This is a genomic window from Lysinibacillus sp. LZ02, from assembly GCF_050613145.1.
GTDB lineage: Bacteria > Bacillota > Bacilli > Bacillales_A > Planococcaceae > Lysinibacillus_B.
In genome coordinates this window covers 866,060-884,213 of record NZ_CP192507.1, presented here as the reverse complement: position 1 = coordinate 884,213, position 18,154 = coordinate 866,060, and the positions used below count along the sequence as shown (strand labels likewise).

At 37.5% G+C, this 18,154-nt stretch carries 18 protein-coding genes; 6 read left to right on the top strand and 12 right to left on the bottom strand.

The window, feature by feature from the left end:
• Positions 1-84: 84 nt before the first annotated feature.
• Both ACQQ2I_RS03970 and ACQQ2I_RS03965 read right to left on the bottom strand, forming a co-directional pair.
• Positions 85-1,557 (bottom strand): UDP-N-acetylmuramoyl-L-alanyl-D-glutamate--2,6-diaminopimelate ligase, encoded by a 1,473-nt coding sequence (locus ACQQ2I_RS03970; protein WP_431029292.1) that lies wholly within the window; start codon positions 1,555-1,557, stop codon positions 85-87.
• 2 nt (positions 1,558-1,559) lie between these two features.
• Positions 1,560-2,621, bottom strand: coding sequence for a M42 family metallopeptidase (locus ACQQ2I_RS03965; RefSeq protein ID WP_431029291.1), 1,062 nt, complete (start codon positions 2,619-2,621; stop codon positions 1,560-1,562).
• A 102-nt stretch (positions 2,622-2,723) separates the two neighbouring features.
• On the opposite strand from ACQQ2I_RS03965, the gene ACQQ2I_RS03960 reads away from it, so the two are divergent.
• A complete protein-coding gene (locus ACQQ2I_RS03960; protein ID WP_431029290.1) occupies positions 2,724-4,310 on the top strand; it encodes an ATP-binding protein in 1,587 nt (528 codons plus the stop codon).
• Positions 4,311-4,431: 121 nt separating this feature from the next.
• Here ACQQ2I_RS03960 and ACQQ2I_RS03955 read toward each other — a convergent pair whose 3' ends face one another.
• Entirely contained in the window at positions 4,432-4,884 is a 453-nt protein-coding gene (locus tag ACQQ2I_RS03955; RefSeq protein ID WP_431029289.1) for a nucleoside deaminase, read from the bottom strand.
• Positions 4,885-5,231: 347 nt separating this feature from the next.
• On the opposite strand from ACQQ2I_RS03955, the gene ahpC reads away from it, so the two are divergent.
• Both ahpC and ahpF read left to right on the top strand, forming a co-directional pair.
• On the top strand, positions 5,232-5,795 hold the full coding sequence (ahpC, locus tag ACQQ2I_RS03950; RefSeq protein ID WP_391376073.1) for an alkyl hydroperoxide reductase subunit C: 564 nt from the start codon (positions 5,232-5,234) through the stop codon (positions 5,793-5,795).
• 14 nt (positions 5,796-5,809) lie between these two features.
• Entirely contained in the window at positions 5,810-7,339 is a 1,530-nt protein-coding gene (gene ahpF / locus ACQQ2I_RS03945) for an alkyl hydroperoxide reductase subunit F (RefSeq protein WP_431029287.1), read from the top strand.
• A gap of 46 nt (positions 7,340-7,385) precedes the next feature.
• Here the strand turns inward: ahpF and ACQQ2I_RS03940 are convergent, their stop codons facing one another.
• Positions 7,386-8,774 carry an aldehyde dehydrogenase gene (locus ACQQ2I_RS03940; protein WP_431029286.1) on the bottom strand — a complete coding sequence of 463 codons (1,389 nt, stop codon included), beginning with the start codon at positions 8,772-8,774 and terminating at the stop codon, positions 7,386-7,388.
• A 267-nt stretch (positions 8,775-9,041) separates the two neighbouring features.
• Between ACQQ2I_RS03940 and ACQQ2I_RS03935 the strand changes: the two genes are divergently transcribed.
• Positions 9,042-9,194 carry a hypothetical protein gene (locus tag ACQQ2I_RS03935; RefSeq protein WP_391376082.1) on the top strand — a complete coding sequence of 51 codons (153 nt, stop codon included), beginning with the start codon at positions 9,042-9,044 and terminating at the stop codon, positions 9,192-9,194.
• A 126-nt stretch (positions 9,195-9,320) separates the two neighbouring features.
• Positions 9,321-9,824, top strand: coding sequence for a hypothetical protein (locus ACQQ2I_RS03930; protein WP_431029285.1), 504 nt, complete (start codon positions 9,321-9,323; stop codon positions 9,822-9,824).
• Between the two features lie 167 nt (positions 9,825-9,991).
• On the opposite strand, the gene corA is transcribed toward ACQQ2I_RS03930, so the two are convergent.
• From corA to ACQQ2I_RS03915, 3 genes are all read right to left on the bottom strand, one after another.
• On the bottom strand, positions 9,992-10,948 hold the full coding sequence (gene corA, locus ACQQ2I_RS03925) for a magnesium/cobalt transporter CorA (RefSeq protein ID WP_431029283.1): 957 nt from the start codon (positions 10,946-10,948) through the stop codon (positions 9,992-9,994).
• A gap of 300 nt (positions 10,949-11,248) precedes the next feature.
• The gene (locus ACQQ2I_RS03920) at positions 11,249-12,289 is read right to left on the bottom strand and encodes an acyl-CoA dehydrogenase family protein (RefSeq protein ID WP_431029282.1); all 1,041 of its coding nucleotides are present in this window, start codon (positions 12,287-12,289) and stop codon (positions 11,249-11,251) included.
• A 21-nt stretch (positions 12,290-12,310) separates the two neighbouring features.
• Positions 12,311-12,826: a DUF4242 domain-containing protein gene (locus ACQQ2I_RS03915; protein WP_431029281.1), complete on the bottom strand. Its 516-nt coding sequence runs from the start codon at positions 12,824-12,826 to the stop codon at positions 12,311-12,313.
• 102 nt (positions 12,827-12,928) lie between these two features.
• Between ACQQ2I_RS03915 and ACQQ2I_RS03910 the strand changes: the two genes are divergently transcribed.
• On the top strand, positions 12,929-13,354 hold the full coding sequence (locus ACQQ2I_RS03910) for a winged helix-turn-helix transcriptional regulator (protein ID WP_431029280.1): 426 nt from the start codon (positions 12,929-12,931) through the stop codon (positions 13,352-13,354).
• A gap of 17 nt (positions 13,355-13,371) precedes the next feature.
• Here the strand turns inward: ACQQ2I_RS03910 and ACQQ2I_RS03905 are convergent, their stop codons facing one another.
• The 5 genes from ACQQ2I_RS03905 to ACQQ2I_RS03885 form a co-directional block, all read right to left on the bottom strand.
• Positions 13,372-14,130 carry an ABC transporter permease gene (locus ACQQ2I_RS03905; protein ID WP_431029279.1) on the bottom strand — a complete coding sequence of 253 codons (759 nt, stop codon included), beginning with the start codon at positions 14,128-14,130 and terminating at the stop codon, positions 13,372-13,374.
• 23 nt (positions 14,131-14,153) lie between these two features.
• On the bottom strand, positions 14,154-15,095 hold the full coding sequence (locus ACQQ2I_RS03900) for an ABC transporter substrate-binding protein (RefSeq protein WP_431029277.1): 942 nt from the start codon (positions 15,093-15,095) through the stop codon (positions 14,154-14,156).
• A 10-nt stretch (positions 15,096-15,105) separates the two neighbouring features.
• On the bottom strand, positions 15,106-15,885 hold the full coding sequence (locus ACQQ2I_RS03895) for an ABC transporter ATP-binding protein (RefSeq protein WP_431029276.1): 780 nt from the start codon (positions 15,883-15,885) through the stop codon (positions 15,106-15,108).
• A gap of 246 nt (positions 15,886-16,131) precedes the next feature.
• Positions 16,132-16,707, bottom strand: coding sequence for an RloB family protein (locus ACQQ2I_RS03890; protein ID WP_391376090.1), 576 nt, complete (start codon positions 16,705-16,707; stop codon positions 16,132-16,134).
• Positions 16,704-17,981, bottom strand: a complete 1,278-nt coding sequence (locus ACQQ2I_RS03885; RefSeq protein ID WP_431029275.1) for an AAA family ATPase — start codon at positions 17,979-17,981, stop codon at positions 16,704-16,706. The genes ACQQ2I_RS03890 and ACQQ2I_RS03885 overlap by 4 nt, the downstream gene beginning before the upstream one ends.
• Positions 17,982-18,154: the final 173 nt, after the last annotated feature.

Genomic DNA, 18,154 nt, shown 5'->3' with positions numbered 1-18,154 from the left:
CTTGAACGATGTCTTGCTCAAGAACTGGCTTAACTTATTTAAAGACTTTTTCAGTGCCCTTATATAAAGGTAGCTTTCTTCAAATTAACGATTAAATTGTTCTTTTCCTGCTTCAATAGCAATTTGAGCATCTGAATGCGGATATTTCGTGTTTTCAATAATTTGATAATCTTCATGTCCTTTACCGGCGAAAATGATAATATCCCCTGGCTCTGCAACACTAACAGCATGGCGTACTGCTTCTGCACGGTCGCCAATACAAGCATAATGCTCATGTAGCATACCCTTTGCTAAATCACCTGTAATGCTATCGTATGGCTCATAACGTGGATCATCCGTTGTCAGCACCACATAATCAGCAACAGATGCTTTTTCAGCCATCGTTGGACGCTTCGTTTTATCACGTCCACCACCTGTACCGACTAAGAAAATCAACTTATTTTCTGGTTTTTTATAAGGCATTGCCGCATTAATGGCCTTTTCAATCGCATCTGGTGTATGCGCATAGTCAATAAAGATTTGAATCGGCAAATCGGTTTCGACTTTTTCCATCCGCCCTTTTACTGGCGGTAATTTTTCAATTTGTTCTACGACTAATTCTAATGCAAAACCGCGCGCATAAAACATAGCTGTTGCTGCTAACACATTATAAATATTGAATTCACCCAGTAAATGCATGGAAATTGGATATGTACCTTCTGGTGTCAACATATCAAAATATGTCATGCCGTCCTCATAGCGAATATTTTTTGCGCTAAACATCGCTTCATGTTGTAAACCATATGTCCAAACGGGAAACGGTGTTAATTTGGCATATCGCTCACTCCATGAATCATCCGCATTCAATACGACCGATTTAGATGTTGATAAATCTTGTCCTAATTGAGAGAATAACAACCCTTTCGCATTGCCGTAATCCTCCATTGTGCCATGGAAATCAAGATGATCATGCGTTAAATTTGTGAAAATTGCGACATCATAATCAACTCCAGCTAAACGCCCTAGGGATAACCCATGTGACGATACTTCCATAACCATCGCACGGCAACCTTCCATTTTGGCGCGGAAAATCATTTGCTGTGTGCTTAACGCATCACTTGTTGTATTTGCTGATTCATACAATACACCGTTTAAATTAAAGCCAATTGTTCCTGTTAACGCTGATTTTTCACCCATGCCAATTAAAATATTATGGATAATCCCCGTCACACTTGTCTTACCGTTTGTTCCTGTGACACCAATCATTGTAATATCATTTGAAGGATAATCAAAAAACTTCGCTGCAAGTAAGCCTAGCGCTCGATCTGTGCTATCCACTATAACTTGCGCAACATCACCTATTAAATGTAGCTCACGCTCTGTAACGACAATTGTCGCTCCTGCATCTACTGCCTTTTGAGCAAAATCATGTCCATCTACGGTATATCCTTTAATGCAAATAAATAATGTACTCGGTCCTACAGCCCGCGAGTCAATTGCCATATCTTTAATATTATTAGGCAGGCGCCCTATTACTTTCTTTTGTGGAAGTGCGCTTAAAATCTCTTCAGCGTACATAATTACTCCTCCATTTCTACCATCGGTGACATAATGTAAGCGTATAGAAGCTTGGCTGTTGCTTTTAATGAATCTACATGTGTACGCTCGTATGCATGACTTGACTCAATACCAGGACCAAATAATGCATGACGTACATCAAATCCTGCACGAATAGCTGCTGATGCATCCGAACCGTAATACGGATAAATATCTAATTTATAGTCTATATTTTGTGCCTTCGCTAAGTTGACTAAATGGCGTGTAAGCTCATAATGATATGGACCACTTGAATCTTTTGCACAAATAGACACCGTATACTCATCACTTGCTTGTCCGTCACCAATTGCCCCCATATCAACGGCAACATATTCTACAACTTCGACTGGAATATTAGAATTGCCTCCATAGCCGATCTCCTCATTGTTGGAAATATAGAAATGCGTTGTATACGGTAATTTTAGATCATGCTCTTTTACGTATTTCATCAATTCTAACAGTAGAGCTGTACTTACTTTATCATCTAAATGACGTGACTTAATAAAACCTGTTGTCGTCTTTTCAAAGCGGACATCAAATGAGACAAAATCCCCAACTTCAATACCTAATTCACATGTTTCTTTCGCTGACGTTGTTTTTGCATCAATACGTACTTCAATATGGTTTTCATCACGCTTTATATCACCTGCTCCACGATAAACATGGACCGTTGTTTCGTGCATTAAAATTGTACCACGAATACGCTCGCCAGTTGCAGTATGAATATTACAGTATTCGCCCTCTACGGCGTTCCAATTAAATCCACCAATCATCGCCAGCTTTAACCGACCACTTGGCTTAATTTCCTTTACGATGGCACCGAGTGTATCGACATGTGCAGTTAGTAAACGATGTTGCACTGTATTTTCACCTACCATCGTGACAATTAACGCGCCTTTATAAGTACGTTTATACGTAATGCCTACATCACGCAAATAATTTGCTATGCCGCGCATAACTTCCGTTGTAAATCCGGATGGACTAGGAACATTCACTAATTTTTCTATCAAATTTACTGTATTTTCCTCGTTAAATTTGTAGTTCATGCCGTTTCCCCCTCAATTTTATTTATCATATCAAAATTCATCATTTATCGACATACTTAAATCATGTATCATGAAAATATTAACTTGATTTGAGGTGCATTTATGCAACAGCTAGAAGTTTTGCATAAACGGAATTTATTTATCTATTATTCCATGACAATTAGCTCTTTACTATATATGTTTGCACTGTTTAGTGGATGGTTTTTGGATCATTATCATTATCCTATCGTTATACTTGCCTGCCTTGCGCTTTTAGGCTTTCTTTTTTTTATTAAAACACCCCCTAAATTCATGCAAATGATGTTGATTAGTACTTGGAATGTTTTGACTGTATTTTTAGTTATACAAAGCGACTATGTATTTACATTGTATTTGTTTATTTTTCTTATTCTAATGTTTAGCATTTATCGTTCCATTTGGATTAACATCATCGTTACGCTTATATGTAGTGTGCAAGCAGGGGGCATTTTGTTGTTTTTTTTCCCATCCAAACAATTCACGCCTTATGAACTCACACAAACATATATCTTCTTCTTCTCTCTTATTTGTATCATTAGTATTACGCAGTCAATCTGCGTTCGAAAACTATGGAAAAAACGCGAAAATGCGAATATTAAACGCGAAAAAGAACAAGCATCCACAGAGGCGTATCTTCGTCTATTTTTTGAGCATGCAGAGGACGCTATTGCCGTATTTGATTTAAATAATCGTATTCGGGAAGTAAATCCAGCATTCGAAAAATTATACGGCTGGGTACGTGAGGAGTGCATCGGCCATACCCTTCCACTCGTACCACCCCAAAACATGGAAGTTGCCGAAAAAAGACGTACACAATTACTCAGAGGCGCACGCTTTCATTTGCTTGAAACACAGGATATGAAAAAAGATGGTACCGTTTTTGATGCCCAAATTTCACTATCGCCCATTTACGACAAACATGGCGAGATGATTGGTACATCGGTCATTTCACGTGATATTTCGATGATTAAAGAAAATGAACGACTGATTATCCAATCAGAAAAACTAAAGCTTGCAGGTGAATTGGCGGCCGAGGTAGCACACGAAATTCGTAACCCTATGACCGTGATTTCAGGTTTTGTGCAAATGATGAATGACGATGAGCGGTCTCCATATAAAATGTACACCGAACTGATTCAGTCAGAAATTGAACGCATTAACGTCATTATTTCAGAATTTTTAGTACTTTCTCGCCCGCAAGTCGAGACATTTAACACAATACAAATTGATGAAATTTTACAAGATATTTTACAGCTTTTTTCAATTGAAATGCAAAATCGCCATATACAATACAACTTGCAATTAAATCATTGTCATACTACGATTCACGGCAATGCCAATCAAATTAAACAAGTATTTATGAATTTGATGAAAAACGCAATGGAAGCAATTGATGAAAATGGCCAACTCGATATTGAAATGTGTAATGATGAAGGAAAATTATATATCTATATTAAAGATACCGGTAGCGGAATTCCTCCTCACCTATTAGAGCGTATTTTTGAGCCGTTCTATACTACAAAATCTAAAGGGACTGGCCTCGGAATGATGATTATAAATAAAATTATTCAAGACCACAAAGGAACAATTACAATTCAAAGCGAAGAAAACATCGGTACAAGCATTTTAATTAGTTTCCCAACTATCAATCACGGAAGTAAGGTAGATTAACTAACCAGAAGGGGGGGCGGAAAGTTTTTACTTTCTGGACACTCCCTTCTTACCTCCTACATTCTCAAAAAATCCCCCTTAAATGAGAATGAACTTTCAAAAAAATCCCTCTTGTTTCAATTTACGCTTGCTCTTTCCAAAGCTGCATCGGATTTTTTTGCCCTTCTGCTAACTTCATTTGTTTAATCGTAAGTGTTCGTTCCTCCTTTTCCTTGTTTAACTCTCCATAAATAAATTTTGATTTCTCCAGTCCTACTGCAACTGCATCTTCTACTGACTGACAATAAAATATAGCATCCACTCCTGCAAAGTACATCGCTGTTAAACACATAGCGCAAGGTTCTCCACTAGCATACATCGTATAACCTGTTAACTGATGGGTTTGCATCTTTTCCTGAGCTCTTCTCATCGCCAGCAATTCAGCATGCCCGCTAACGTCATATGATTTATGTAACTCATTCACACCTTCTGCTACGATTTGGCCATCCTTCACAAGCACGGCACCAAACGGCTGTCCACCTTCCTGCACATTTTGAATTGCTAATTCTACTGCTCGTTTCATAAATTGATCCATTTTTATTCCTCCTACATATTATTCACTACTAACTTATCTCATTATGAAGCGTATTTCTATGCTTATTACTGTAGTTATAGCGATTGCTTACAAAAATCGGCCTAGTAATATCCGGAATAATTATGTCTAATTTTCGACATTTTCGCGAAACCTATTGTAGTCAATGGTGCGTGAACCTTATCACTTGGGGATTCTTTCATCTATAATATGCATAATTGATGGGAATTCAGGATATGATGAGGGTTGACAAACCCATCAGTTTTCCACCATAATTTCCACATAGGCAATAATTATTATAAAAAAGGAATTATTGCAATTACTTTATGTAATCAAGGAGGAAGTAAACAATGTCATTAATCGGTAAAGTAGTAGAACCATTTTCAGCAAAAGCTTATCAAAAAGGTGAATTCATCGACGTATCATCTGAAAACTTCAAAGGTCAATGGAGCGTAGTTTGCTTCTACCCAGCAGACTTCACATTCGTATGCCCAACTGAATTAGAAGATCTTCAAAACCAATATGCAGCATTAAAAGAGTTAGGTGTAGAAGTTTACTCAGTATCAACTGACACACACTTCACGCACAAAGCTTGGCATGATTCTTCACCAGCAATCGGTAAAATCGAATATATCATGATTGGTGACCCATCTCACACAATCACTCGTACTTTTGATGTGTTAGACGAAGAATCAGGTCTTGCACAACGTGGTACATTCATCATCGATCCAGACGGTGTTGTACAAGCTGTTGAAATCAACGCTGACGGTATCGGTCGTGACGCTTCAACTTTAGTAAACAAAATTAAAGCAGCTCAATACGTACGCAACAATCCAGGCGAAGTTTGTCCAGCAAAATGGCAAGAAGGTGCTGAAACACTAAAACCAAGCCTTGACTTAGTAGGTAAAATCTAAGGAGAAGATTCCTAATGAAATTAGATGCAGAAATTAAAGCACAGTTAGCGCAATATTTAGAGCTATTAGAGGGCAATATCGTGCTAAAAGTAAGCGTGGGCTCAGACGATGTATCACGCGACATGCTTGCTTTAGTAGATGAATTAAAATCAATGTCTTCTCGTATCCAAGTGGAACAAGTATCGCTACATAGAACGCCTAGCTTTAGCGTAAACCGTGTTGGCGAAGACACAGGTATCGTATTTGCTGGTGTTCCACTAGGACATGAATTTACATCATTAGTGCTAGCACTACTACAAGTTAGTGGTCGTGCACCGAAAGTAGAGCAAAACGTCATTGATCAAATTAAAAATATCAAAGGCGAATATCGATTCGAAACATATGTAAGCTTAAGTTGTCACAACTGTCCGGATGTTGTACAAGCACTGAACATTATGAGTGTGTTAAACCCTAACATTTCACACACAATGATCGACGGCGCAGCATTTAAAGAAGAAGTGGAAAGCAAAGATATTATGGCAGTACCAACAGTCTTCTTAAATGGGGAAACATTCGGTAGCGGACGTATGACATTAGAAGAGATTTTAGGCAAATTAGGTGGCGGTCCAGACGCTTCAGAATTTGATAACAAAGAACCTTTCGATGTACTTGTTGTAGGCGGTGGCCCAGCAGGTGCAAGTGCAGCGATTTATGCAGCACGTAAAGGGATTCGTACAGGTATTGTGGCAGAGCGCTTTGGTGGTCAAGTAAATGACACATTAGCAATCGAAAATATTATCGGTACAACGGCAACAGAAGGGCCGAAATTTGTAGCTAACCTTGAAGAGCACGTAAAAGATTACCCAATCGACGTGATGAACTTACAACGTGCAACACGTTTAGAGAAAAAAGAGTTAATCGAAATCGAGCTTGAAAATGGGGCGGTACTGAAAAGTAAAACAGTCATTCTTTCAACAGGGGCTCGTTGGCGCAATGTAGGGGCTCCAGGTGAAGCCGAATTCAAAAACAAAGGTGTAGCTTACTGTCCACACTGTGATGGTCCTCTATTTGCAGGGAAAGATGTAGCAGTGATCGGTGGCGGTAACTCGGGTATCGAAGCAGCCATCGACCTTGCAGGAATCGTTAACAATGTCACAGTTCTTGAATTCATGCCAGAATTAAAGGCAGACCAAGTATTACAAAATCGTCTTTATAGCTTACCGAACGTAACGGTGCTAAAAAATGTACAAACAAAAGAAATTACAGGTACAGATAAAGTAGATGGTATTTCGTATATTGACCGTGAGTCTGGCGAAGAACACCATATCGATTTACAAGGTGTGTTCATTTTAATCGGTCTTGTGCCAAACACAGACTGGTTAGGTGACCAACTTGAAAAAACACGTATGGGTGAAATCGTTGTGGATAAGCACGGTGCTACAACAATCCCTGGTGTGTTCGCAGCAGGTGACTGTACAGATAGTGCTTATAAGCAAATTATCATCTCTATGGGCTCAGGTGCAACAGCTGCACTAGGCGCCTTTGATTATCTCATCCGTAACTAAAATGTGGGAAAAGAAGGCTCGCTGTCATTGACAGCGAGCCTATTATTTATTTCATAATGGTACGTACTAATTTTACTTTTTGCTTATATGGTGGGAATAATAAATTATTTGCTAATTTATTGGAGCGCTTTAAAATAGACTTCGGATGCGTGAAGTTTTCAAAGCTCGCCTTCCCGTGATAAGCCTTCACACCTGAAGGACCTACCCCACCGAATGGTAAATGGGCATTGCCAACATGCGTGATGACATCATTAATGCAACCACCGCCAAATGGCAACTCTTCTAAAAAGTAATCAATCGCCTGCTCATTTTCAGAAAATAAATAAGCAGCAAGTGGCTTCGGTAACCCTCTTACACAATGAATGACACGTGGTAAATCTTCATAAGCCATGATTGGCATAATAGGACCGAATAACTCGTCCTCCATGACCAGACTATTCCAATCGACATTTTCAATAATGGTTGGCTCGATATATAAATCCTCACGGTCTGTTTTTCCGCCAAATGTAATATTGGCCCTTTCTGCTTGTAAAATGGATTCTAAACGGCGGAACTGACGCTCATTTATAATACGGCCAAAATCATTACTTGTTTGTGCGTCTTTACCATAGAACTTCGTAATCGTTTTTTGCATCATTTTCACAAATTCTTTATAAACAGAGCGCTGGACAAGTACATAATCTGGGGCTACACATGTTTGCCCAGCGTTGCTGAATTTCCCCCAAACAATGCGTTTCGCAGCGACTTCTAAATTAGCTGTTTGATCGACAATCGCTGGACTTTTACCGCCAAGCTCCAAAGCAATTGGTGTGAGACGCTCTGCTGCTGCCTTTGCCACAACTTTTCCGATTGCTACACTTCCTGTAAAGAAAATATAATCAAACGATGCATGAATCAGTGCCGTTACTTCTTCTTTTTCACCTTCTACAACACGTACATAACGCGGCTCAAACGCTTCTTCTATTATTTTTTTTACAATCGCCGCTGTATGTACGCTGGATTCAGACGGTTTCACAATCGCTGTATTCCCGCCAATAATAGCACCAATTAATGGTTCCATCACTAATTGGAATGGATAATTGAACGGAGCGATAATCAATACAACGCCATATGGCTCACGTACAATAAAGCTTTTTCCTGGCTGGAATTGAATCGGCGTTTTCACGATTTCAGGCTTCATCCATTCCTCAATATTTTTCAGCATATACGAAATTGAATCGTACACAATGCCAATTTCTGTTGCATACGCCTCAAATTCACTCTTATGCAAATCCTGCTTTAATGCTTGTATAACATCTTGCTCATATTTTTTTATCGTTTCTTTTAATTTTAAAAGCTGATTTTTACGAAACATCACATCTTTTGTGGCACGTGTGAAATAAAAAGTGCGCTGTTCATCAATCATTTTTTCAACATCTAGCTGTGTAAAACGCATAACCATCCTCCTCTTCTATAAAGCAAGAACACCTATTTTATAATATCAACACTTCACTTAAACAGACCTTCAAAAAAATTTATGCATAATCTATATTCAATCACACATATTAACGGTATAGATTACATAAATAATCTATAAAATCCTTTGTGGCTTTTCAGAAATCGTAACATTTGCTTTAGCCGTTTACAAATGAACAGCTAAGGTGCCAAAAATTTTCCGAATAATAAGACATATAGTTTTAGCGAAAAGAAGGAGGCAATTTTTATGATTATTACTGAAACATGGTGGGAAACAATTTTTTCTGGTGTACTAGCGATTGGTATTAACGAAGAAAAGATGCATCAATTAGAAGACGAATCATTCCTCTTTTATAAAGAACAATTGCCTAAAGAATACGATGATGAACATGCTATTTAACAAACTAGGGGTGACTCTGTCTTCGAGTCACCTCTTTTATGATGGCTTTTACAGCTACTGATTTGCATTTATAATTATTCCTTCGTATAATCCCAAATAGAACAACTAGGAACGTGAGGGACTATAATGTTTAGAAAATTCACGAAGCTATATATGGTTTTATTATTCTTTTTAATTATTGTTGGCGGTATCAATATTTTCATGGTAGATGAACCAAGCGATCAGCAGCAAAATCAGTTGGAAAACAAAGTAACACAAACAACACCAGGTTATTCAACGATGACCACTATCGCACAAATTTCAACTACACACCTATTGGAAAATGCCATTTTAGATATTCAAGTAACACCAAAGGACGATAAAGAAGATGTATTATTACAATTACAAACATCCGAGTTTTTAACAGAAGATATGCTGTTAAAAAATACGTATAATATGCTACAAGATATCCAAAAAATCGAAACAATTAATACATTCACATTGGCTTGGTATATGCTCATAAAAAGTGAAAATACAGAAGTATTAGTACTTACATTGGACAGAGAAGGATTAAACGAAGTCGTTGCTACTTCTTATCAAGAATTACCTACTATTGCAACAGACTATAAAAAGCATGAGGTGTTGCAGTAATATAATTCTTTCTTAACTGTTTTAGATGAAATTTTTAATAGTTATAATCCTATTTTTACAGCGCAACTATTCGTCTCTTTATCTGCAGTTAACTTAGACTGTTTGGCAACTTGGCCATTGTGAAACAAATGTTATTGGACTAGTGTCTCCATTAGTCCAACAAATGATTATTGGAACCACCCCTTTCTCCTAAACCAAAGATACATCAATACGCCAATGACCAACATTATCCCTAGAGAAAGGAAATAACCATATTTCCAAGTTAATTCAGGTATATTTTCAAAGTTCATTCCATATATCCCTGCGATAAAAGTTAAGGGAGCAAAAATAGATGTAATAATTGTTAAAACTTTCATCACATTATTCGTTTGATGAGAATTCAATGACAAATAACTGTCTCTTATATCCGCAGTCAATTCTCGGTTTGACATAACCATTTCTGATAATTTCAGTAAGTGATCATAAATATCAGAAAAATATTCTCTTCTATTTTTAATTTCAATTAAATGTTGGGAATTTAACATACGATAAAGTAAATCCCTCATTGGATTAACCGTGTGCCTTAAATTTAATAACATATATCTTGTATCAAATAATTGAGTCATTAGATTATTCATGGATTTATTTTGTGTATTATGTTCAATTTTGTCTAATTCATCTTCAATCTTATAAATAAGTGGGAAGTAATTGTCTACAATCTTATCCAAAATTTGATAAAACACATAAAAAGTATCCCATTTATCCAGGTTTTTTTGAGCAAACAATCGATCTCTCACTTGAGTTACTTCGTTCGACGGTTTCCGATGAAAAGTAACGACAAATTTTTCTCCAACAAAAAAATCTAATTCTTCTTTTATAACTTCTTTATTTTCCTCCCTCACAATATGTGTCACATAAAAAGTATGATTATCATAATAATCTAATTTAGGTCTTTGTAGCCTATAGACACAATCTTCAATGGCAAGGGGATGAAAATGAAAAGTATCTGCTAAATGCCGTATCTCTTCATCCGTAGGGGCATTAAAATCAACCCAAATCCACTTATATTTAGACAAATTCACATGACTTAAAGTTATTTCTTTTTCGAGCGTATGCTCATACGTCACACCAATAAAATCAATCATGATTTAACACCTTCTACTCATCATTTCCAGCTCCATTAGTTGCAGAATAATAGATGATACGTTGCATTGTATTGTGTCACTTATATCTCAAAATGATGCACTACCCATTTTTTTATTCTTTTCTACGGTAGCTTTTTAAAATTTCATCCTTATAAAACAAAAAGTACACCACTTAATTATTAAAGTGATGTACTGCATTGAATATACTGTGTCACATGAAAGGCAAACCCTTACTCTTACAATAAGAATAAGGAATCACCGATTTTTCATTTTACAGGGGCATGTGTGCTATTTATTTAATTACAATTTTACTTTTAGTTTTTCTAAATGACGAACAGTCGGTGTTAAGTTAGCAAAGAAATAGGCTTCGCGTAACTTGCGAGAGGCAACGCTACCTGCTACATAGCCTGCTGCGCCATTATGAAGCATATTCGCCTGTACCGCCTCTAATGTATCCTGAACTGCTTGTAGGCGCGTTTCCACAATACTTTTTAATGAAACATTTTTCGCTTGCACATATAGTTCATTCATAATACGGTCATAGTTGTCATATAGCTTACCCGCTTGCACTTGCAAATGCTCATTACAACCGTTTTGCTTCGCTTTGACCTTTTCAATTCCTTCTGCTGCCGCTGAAATAACGCCCGCGCCAAGTGGTACTTGATAATAAATAAATGTTGGACGAATGACATCACAAAAGGCTCCTGCTAATTCAGCAATCACTTGCTCTTGTGGGATAAAGACGTGATCGAATTTACACGTATACGTTGCACTCCCATTCACACCGATAAAACCAACCTTCTCTTTTAACTCAAGTCCTTTTGTTTGCGTCGATACAAGCACCATGACTTCTTGCTCCCCTACACTCGCGATCGCACCAAAATAATGGCGCTTCCCTAGATTGGAAACAGCAGGTAAAATACCATTAATAACATAGCCACCTTCTACCTTTTCAGCAGACAAATGTAATTTTTCAAGCCCTGAGTAAAATTTCATTGGATTCGATAAGCCTGTTGCACCGAGTAGTTCTCCATTTTCTAGCTTGGGCAAAAGTGCTGTTCGCAAATAGTGATTGCTCGACTTTCGAATATACGTTAGAGCAGCTAAATGGCACCATACACAAAACGCCGTTGTCATACAAACTTTTGCTGTTTCTAACACAACGAATGCTTCATCCTGCAAAATTGTCGCCTCGTCTTTTGTCGTAGAATCGAAGAATCCTGCCTCTCCTAATGCGATTATATAATCCTCCGCATAAAACGCCTGTTCATCTACTTTTTTTACGACAGGCTTTAATTTTTCATCGATGATTGCCTGTAAACGCTTTGTATCAATCGCCATTTGCTCTCTTCCTTTCTATCCTTAGTCTGCTAATTCTGTTAATGACGTAATTGGTGTTTGTACTGCTTCACGTGCACGTTTTACTGCTGCTTCGTCTGGTGCATCATAGAAGCATAAGCATTTTGTCATATCTTCACATACATACGTACGAGAGAATTTCACATCTGGTACTTCCTCATACTTTACAGAGTTTTTCTTTTTACGCTCTAAATATTTTTCCATTGTGATTTCTGCTGGAATTTCCCACTCTACTAAGTAGTTTACTTGTTCTCCACCAGCTTTTACTTCGTCTAACTCTTTACCGATTAAACGTACTTCTTTTACTAAATCGATCGCTATGCCCTGTGCTTCTAATGCTAATTTTACTGTCGCTTCAGCATCTGCTTCAATGATGAAATATGCACGTGTAAAGCCTTTCGCTACTTGTACCTCAATAACATTTGCTGCATCTGTTCCATTTACTTTTTCAACTAATGCTGAAAATTCCTCTTTTGTCGATACCTCGTTAATTGTTGATTCTACTAAAAATAAAGCCATTTGAAATTCCTCCTATAAATTAAATTTTTTAAGTAAATTAATTTTTGATACTCGCATTACATAAGTTTAATGCTTATACTAATATTACAAGGAGGAATCATAATGAAAACTCGCTATGACTTACCGTGTAATATTGCACAAACATTAAATATTCTAGGTGATCGATGGACGCTACTCATTATTCACGAACTGATGATTGGTGTATCAAATTTCAATGATATTAAGCTAAAACTCCCTGGCCTTTCAGCGAATGTCTTATCAAGTCGATTAAAAGAACTTGAAGAGGCTGGTATCGCAAAGTCCGAGCTATATATTAGTCATCCTCCGCGCTACCGCTACACACTTACTGACAAAGGCCTCGCACTCGAACATGTATTTAATGCGATGATTATTTGGGGTGCCGAACACCTTGAAACTTGCTACAAAGAAATTGTTGACAATGACGAGCACCGCGTTGAAGTTGGCTATTATTCAAGCAAAACTGGCGAACGTGTTGAACATATACATATTCGTCCTGTTAAAGTCTGAAGCTTCAGGCTTTTTTATTATGCTTTCACACCGCCCCAAATGCGATTGACCCATGCCTCAAAATAATGGATGAGCTTATCTAACATAAGACCAAGCACACCAATTACAACAATCCCTGCCATAACAACATCAAGACTTAATGAGTTTCGCGCATCAACAATCAAGAAACCAAGACCCGATTGTGCGCCAACCATTTCGCCTGCTACTAGGAAAATCCAAGCAGTCCCTAACGCCATATGGAGACCATTTGCGATCATTGGGAATGAAGCTGGAAGAACAATTTTTCGCAATGTTTCTGCTTGAGACATTTCTAAGTTTGCGGCGATACGTAAATACGTTTTATCCACTTTTTTCACTGCAGATACAGTCGATAATAGCACCGGGAAAAACGCAGCGATGAAAATAATGACAATCGCTGGCATATTCCCAATACCGAACCATAATACAATAAATGGTGACCATGCAATCGGTGATACGGGACGCAGTACTTGTACAATCGGATCTAGCACAGACCAAGCAGTCGGTAATCGACCAAGCACTAATCCAAGTACAACTGCTACAACAATGGCCAATAAATAGCCTGTAAAGAAGCGAAATAAACTAATTTGTATATGTGTAAAAATGGAGCCATCTGAGATAATGGACACCAATGCTTCTCCCACTTTGGATGGCGGAGGGAAAAGCGCTGCCTGATGTCCACCAACGACTGTAGCAATTTGCCACAATGCAATGAGTAAAATAAATCCAATAGCGATTGGTGAAAGTTTCTTTAACATAGCATTGCTACCCTCCGTCAGTATTAGTTAAATAAAGTTGGATCTACGAAATCCTCGTAAGCTGGTGGATTTTCGGATAAGCCCATTTCAAGTAGTGCTTCACGTAAAACGGCATAACTCTCTTCTTCGATTTTTAAATTATCGTATGAAATCCACTCTAGTGATAAATCTAAAACATTTTCTTCAACCGTTAAATATTCATTTACTACTTCATGTGTGTGAGCATCTTTTGCTTCTGCTAACTCGCCAGCTACTGCATAATCGCTTACGAAGCTTTTTGCTAATTCACGATTTTTATCGATAAATTGACCGCGTAATACTAACCCACAGTCGATGGAATCTTGCCAAATTTCTTCTGATTGATAAAGGACTTTACCATTTTCAAGTGCCACTGAAATCGCCCCAAATGGCTCTGCTACTACATACCCTGCAATACGACCTTCCGCTAACGCAGCTGGCATTTCTGCTGGTGGTAGTTCAATAACATTGACATCTTCATAAGCGATTCCGTGTTTCTGTAGCATTTCATATAGCAAAATATTATGCGTCGAGAAACGACTTGGAATAGCGAATGATTCCCCTTTTAAATCTTCTACTGATTCAATATGTGGTGCACCGACTAATACATTGCCATCGCGGTGACCGAGTGCAACTGCCTTTAAATCAATACCTTTTTCCTTTGCATTCATTGCTAGCTGAATAAGTACCGATGCCCCGTCAATAGCTCCTGTATTTAAAGCATCCATCAACTCTGGCCATGAACCGAATTTCACTAATTCTAACTTGTAATCTTCATATTCACTGTCTGTTTGCATATAAAGCGGTACAGCATGTGTGATGGGTAAATAACCAATTTTTATTGTTGGCTTTTCACCGTCAGCTGACGAAGTGGTTGCCTCATCATTGCTGCACGCTGCAAGTACAAGTACGAACAATAATACGAATAATCCATAAACCTTTTTCATGCTTTTCCTCCTAAATGTTGTATTCAATTGCTTGTTTATTTGTAAACTGGAATTCATTAAATATTAGCTCACGATAATGCTGAAAATCCGAATCCGAGCGATCACGTGGTTTCGAGCCCTGGATTTTAATCTCTTTATGCACTTGCCCTGGATTTGCACTCATAATAAAAATGCGGTCTGATAAATAAATCGCTTCATCAATATCATGTGTTACAAGCACAATCGTTGTCTGCTCTCGCTTTTGAATTTGAATCAGCTCATCTTGCAAATAATAGCGTGTAAATGTGTCAAGTGCCCCAAAAGGTTCATCCATTAAAATGACTTCGGGCTGAATAGCAAGTGCTCGTGCAATCGCTACACGCTGTTGCATTCCCCCAGATAACTCACTCGGAAATGCATTGGCACGGTCCGCAAGCCCTACCATTTCTAAATAATCATTTACTCTTTCATGTATCTCTGATTTTGAAAGATTCATCCCCTCTAATCCTAGCTCTACGTTTTTCTGTACAGAGCGCCAAGGTAACAGTCCATAATTTTGCATTAACATCATACAGCGTTTGCTTGGCTTTTTTACTTCTTGCCCGTCTAGCAAAATATGCCCTTCATTTACTTGTTCAAAGCCGCCTATACAATTCAGCAATGTGCTTTTACCACAGCCACTTTTCCCTAAAATCGAAATGACTTCACCTTTTTCTACGTCGAGTGAAATATTACTTAAAACGAGTGTATCCTGCCCCTGTGAGTGATAGGATTTCGATACTTGCTCAATTTTTACGATTGGTGCAGCCATACAATGTCACCTCTCTATTAAAACCTATAATTCAGCTAGGTTTTATATATTTAAGGTTATTTTATTATACTTAATCTAATAAAACAACCCTAAACCTAAAATTATTCTATATTTTCTAAAAATTCTTTTTTAGTGATTGCATAAACCTGCTTTCCAAGTGCAATCGCAAAAAAAATAACTCGCGCCAAAATAGCGCGAGTTGTTGTCCTTCTTATGTGAATTTTCTTGAAAACATATACTTTATCCCTAAAAAACGATTTGAATCATTTCATGCACATTACAGTAAGGATTATCACGGCTATCCGAATCACGTAGCTTCATCATTTCCATACAATTCCTTACGGCAACTTCGTGACGCAGCGCAATGGGTGCAATGACTTCAGCGTTTCCTTTATTTCGTATGTAGCGTGTAACACCAAGATATTCCTCCATTTTTTCATTCAGTAACGCACGAGGATATACTTGACTCACATCGATTTGTTCAAAATGTAAAAGTAGCCACAGTTCAAATGCTTCATTTGTATAAGCAATATTAATATTGTGTTGTATACAAAACGCATTAACCTCTTCTAGTTGCCACTCTGTTAAATCATCTTTATCAAATACAATCCATACCTCATCAAATGGTTGATAGCTCGAATCCCGGTATGCATGCTGTGCCAGCTTAATAGCAGAACGTTTTACATTTTTAATTTTGACACTCACCATTTTTGACCGCTTTAATATTTTCATTTGCTCAAAGTAAATACGTTCCGTTTCGCCTTCACAATAAATGAGTATTGTCTTGCGTAAAGCAAGCCTTCCTCTTTCTCTTGTTCTCATTGTTCTTCCTCTCTTAAATATTGTTTTGATAAGTATTCATTAATAACCGGTGTCGCACCGAACTCCCCTTTTAAGTAACGCTTCGCATATGAAATATCCGCGCGCTTTTTATGTAAATCTGCAAAATCAAATAGCGAATACAGCTCCGATTCATTTTTAAAGCTTTTATTCACAAACCAAATTTGATCTGAACGAAGCGGCTGATCAAGTAAATCAATCTCGTGGCTCGTCACGATAAACTGGTTACTGACATTTCGTTCACTATTCATAATAGCCATTAAAAATTCACAAATAGAGACGTGGAAGGCGGTATCAAACTCATCAATGAAAATGGTTTTGCCTTTATTATGTGCATCTACCATTACACTTGCTAAATACAGCATGCGAATCGTCCCTTTAGAGTCCATCGTCCAATTAATCGTCTTTGTACCAATTGGCGTTCCTTTATCATCATATGATAAATAATGGAGATCAATATCTATTTCTTGAATAATTGCATCTGCCGTATCAAAATCATGTAAAATCGTATTTTTCTCTTTTCTTTCCACACGACGAGCGGTTAAATCCTGAATGGAAAAGTCCGCAATTTTTAAAAGCTTGAGTACTTCTTGCTTAAACACTTCATCCTCTAACTTACGAAGAAGCGGATGACTCGATAAACGATGCGATTCATCTAAGAAAATAATTTTGTTGAGGAACCAATCAAAAATTTTCGCTGCTTGCGGATCGTTAAAAACATTTAAAAGTGATAAAAATGCCGTATTTGGACGTGTATAATTTTTTAACTCTGCATGCTTTTTCTTTGAAAACGTATATTCATATTCCTTCGTTTCTTCATTATATGTACGTATAAAAAAATGCTTCGTTGATAACTTCATTATTTTTGAAAAACGTTCAAATAAAATCTTGTCCGCACAATAATGGACTTCATATTCAAAAAATTCTCCATCTAATAGGAGTCCAATTAAAAACTCCGTTGGCTCCCCGTTGTTCTCACTGAGTTGAAACGGCTGATATGGTAATTTCATTTGCGTTACATTATTTAAACTCTCAAAATTAAATAACAGTGAACGAAGCACTTTAATGGCGGTAAATAAATTAGATTTGCCACTGCCATTCGGACCAAAGATAAATGCACTTTTCACCATATTCAATTTATGATGTGCTATCGTATGTGATGCTTTTAATTTGCGTATACGGCTACCTGCTACCATAGAAAAAACTGTTTCTTCTTTATAAGATAAACAGTTTTTCACTTTGAAATCTACTAGCAAAAAACTCCCTCATTTCTAAAACGATTATCGCCATTATAGCAAATTCAGACAAAAAAAGTCAGGAACCCCAAACGAATGGAATTCCTGTTGTCCATTTATCCCGCATTAACGGGTAGTAATTTATCTGTACCGAAAGCAAAGCGACAGGTACAAGACTCCCTCCTCAAGGCTTA